The 3,091-nt window shown below is 75.3% G+C and carries 2 protein-coding genes and 1 pseudogene; all 3 read left to right on the top strand.

Going from position 1 to position 3,091, the window contains the following annotated elements; all coding sequences use genetic code 11:
• Window positions 1-39: 39 nt before the first annotated feature.
• The 3 genes and pseudogenes from J1M38_RS00015 to ribH all read left to right on the top strand — a co-directional run bounded on the left by J1M38_RS00015 (window position 40) and on the right by ribH (window position 2,471).
• Window positions 40-696, top strand: a complete 657-nt coding sequence (locus tag J1M38_RS00015; protein WP_063189646.1) for a riboflavin synthase — start codon at window positions 40-42, stop codon at window positions 694-696.
• Window positions 693-1,973: pseudogene (ribB, locus tag J1M38_RS00010) on the top strand (3,4-dihydroxy-2-butanone-4-phosphate synthase); the annotation flags it as partial. The gene J1M38_RS00015 and the pseudogene ribB, both read left to right, overlap by 4 nt.
• A gap of 15 nt (window positions 1,974-1,988) precedes the next feature.
• Window positions 1,989-2,471, top strand: coding sequence for a 6,7-dimethyl-8-ribityllumazine synthase (ribH, locus tag J1M38_RS00005; protein ID WP_036383758.1), 483 nt, complete (start codon window positions 1,989-1,991; stop codon window positions 2,469-2,471).
• Window positions 2,472-3,091: the final 620 nt, after the last annotated feature.

Genomic DNA, 3,091 nt, shown 5'->3' with positions numbered 1-3,091 from the left:
CCCACCGCCCCCGCCCCGACCCGTTTCCAGGAGGACTGAGTGTTCACCGGCATCGTCACCCATCTCGGCACCGTCGTCGCCCTCGAGCACGACGCGGCCGCCGACACCGCCCTGCTGACCCTCGACGCCGGCCGCGCCCTCGACGGGCTGCCCGCCGGCGGCTCGCTCGCCGTCGACGGCGTGTGCCTCACGGCCCTCGACGGACCCACGGAGCGCCCCGGCGTGTTCCGTGCCGACCTCATGGGCCAGACGCTGCGGATGACCAGCCTCGGCGACCGCGCCCCGGGGGACCGGGTCAACCTCGAGCGCTGCCTGCGCCCCACCGACCACCTGGACGGGCACGTGGTCCAGGGCCACGTGGACGGGACCGGCGAGGTCCTCGCGGTCACCCCGCACGGGGCCTGGACCACCCTGCGCATCGGCCTGCCCGCCCGCCTGGCCCGCTACGTCCCCGCGCAGGGGGCCATCGCCCTGCAGGGCGTCTCCCTCACCGTCACCGCCGTCTCCGACCCGGGCGCGGCCGCGCACTGGTTCGAGATCGGCATCATCCCGGCCACGCTCGAGGCCACCACCCTGGGCGCCCTGCGGCCGGGCGACCGCGTCAACCTCGAGACCGACGTGCTCGCCCGGTACGCCGAGCGTCTCGCGCTCATCCCGTCCGCCCCCGCCGCACCCACCGAGGAGGCCCGCCCGTGAGCGAGCACATCCGTCTGGACCCCGTCCCCGCGGCGATCGCCGCGATCGCCGCCGGCCGGCCCGTCGTCGTCGTGGACGACGCCGACCGCGAGAACGAGGGCGACCTGATCTACGCCGCCGCCCTGGCCACCGACGAGGTCACCGCCTTCACCGTCCGCCACACCTCGGGCGTCATCTGCGCGCCCCTGCCGGCCGGCCTGGCCGACCGCCTGGCCCTGCCGCCCATGACCACCGTCAACGAGGACCCCAAGGGCACCGCCTACACCGTGAGCGTGGACGCCGCCGCCGGCGTCACCACCGGCATCTCCGCCGCCGACCGCACCCGCACCCTCCGCGTGCTCGCCGACCCCGGTGCCGCCCCCGGTGACCTGACCCGGCCCGGTCACGTGTTCCCTCTGCGCGCCGTCCCCGGCGGCGTCCGGGCCCGCCGCGGCCACACCGAGGCCGGCGTCGAGCTGTGCCGCCTGGCCGGCGTCGCGCCCGTGGCCGCCATCGCCGAGCTCGTCCACGACGACGGCACCATGATGCGCCTGCCCGCCCTGCGGGAGTTCTCCGACGAGCACGGCCTCGTGCTGATCTCCATCGAGGACCTCGTGGCCCACCTGGAGGAGACGACGCCGACCCTGACCGCCGTCCCCGCCGAGGCCACCCTGCCGACCCGGCACGGCCTGTTCCGCGTGAGCGTGCACGTGGACGCCGAGACCGGGGCCGAGCACCTGCTGCTCGTGGCGGGGGAGACCGACCCGGAGCGTCCCCTCACCGTCCGCGTGCACTCGGAGTGCCTCACCGGCGACGTGCTCGGCTCCCTGCGCTGCGACTGCGGCCCCCAGCTCGAGGACGCCCTCGCCCGCGCGGCGGCCGAGGGCGGCGCCGTCCTCTACCTCCGGGGCCACGAAGGACGCGGCATCGGCCTGGCCAACAAGATCCGCGCCTACCGGCTCCAGGAGGAGGGGATGGACACCGTCGAGGCCAACCTCGCCCTCGGTCTGCCCGCCGAGGCGCGCGACTGGGCCGGGGCCGCCGCCGTCCTCACGGCCGCCGGCCATCGGCGCATCCGCCTGGTCACCAACAACCCCGCGAAGGTCGCGGGGCTGCGGGCGGCCGGCATCGACGTCGTCGAGCGTGTCCCGGCCCCCACGCCCGTCACCGAGCACAACGTCGTCTACCTACGCACCAAGCGGGACCGCATGGCCCACGCCCTGGCGGACCGCGTGCTCGAACCGCCGACGGCCACCGGCGGCCCCGCCACGCCGGCCGATGACCCGACCACCGACCCACTAGGAGGACACCCCATGAGCGGCGCCGGAGCCCCGACCTTCACCCCCGACCCCGCCGCTGCGAGCGGCCTGAACGTGGCGATCGTCGCCGCCCAGTGGCACACGGAGATCATGGACGGGCTGATCGCCGGGGCGCAGGCCGCCGCGGCCGACCTGGGCCTGGAGCCCGTGCTCGTGCGCGTGCCCGGCACCGTCGAGCTCACCGTCGCCGCGGCGCGGCTGGCGGAGCGATTCGACGTCGTCGTGGTCCTCGGCGTCGTGGTGCGCGGGGACACCCCGCACTTCGACTACGTGTGCCAGTCCGTGACCCAGGGCGTGACGGAGGTCTCGGTGCGCACCGGCGTTCCCGTGGGCTTCGGCGTGCTCACCGTGGACACCGACCAGCAGGCCCGCGACCGGGCGGGCCTGCCCGGATCCCGAGAGGACAAGGGACGCGAGGCCCTCGAGGCGGCCGTCCTCACCGAGCTCGCGCTGCGCTCGGTCACGCCACGGGACTGAGGGTGGCCGGGCGGGGCTGCCTGCTGGGTCGGCTGCTCTCGACGTGGACCCTGTCCCCGGGGCCGGTGGGGTGATCGCAGGCCGGTCAACCGGGCCCGTCCGGAACGCCGGCAGCCCCGCGCCGTCATGGATGGGGTCGGCCGGAGGGCGCGGGGACCCGACGATAGAGGCGGAGACGCGAAGCCCCCGCCCTTCGTCTCGCTCGCGGCATCCACAGCTCGTCGTCCACTGCCCCGACCGTCAGGGCGGGCCGTTGACCCCCAACGCGTTCACCGCCGCAGACGGGTGATCTATGCGGCCCGCCCCGCCTCGGACGACTGCGTCGGGGTGCACGGAGCCTGCCGCAGCGTGGCCGCGTTCAAACAGTCCATGGCCCTGCTGGGAGCTGCGCGAGACCGGGCTGCTGCTCACCCCCCTGGTGCCGGCCCGCTCCATCGTCCCCGGTGCACGTCTGGCCTGCGACTGGCTGGGCCACTATGAGAAGCGCGAACCCGTCGCCTCCGCCTACGCCGACCTGGCCGGCCTCATCTTCGAAAGGATCACCGCATGAACGAGAAGCAGCTTGAGCCCGACCTGAGTCTGCGAGCACAGCGACGCAAGCCCACCCCGGCCCCCCAGAC

The organism is Micrococcus sp. KRD070, assembly GCF_017168435.1.
GTDB classification, from domain to species: Bacteria; Actinomycetota; Actinomycetes; order Actinomycetales; family Micrococcaceae; genus Micrococcus; species Micrococcus luteus.
The sequence above is the reverse complement of the archived record's forward strand: the minus strand, read 5'-3'. Positions and strand labels throughout refer to the sequence as shown.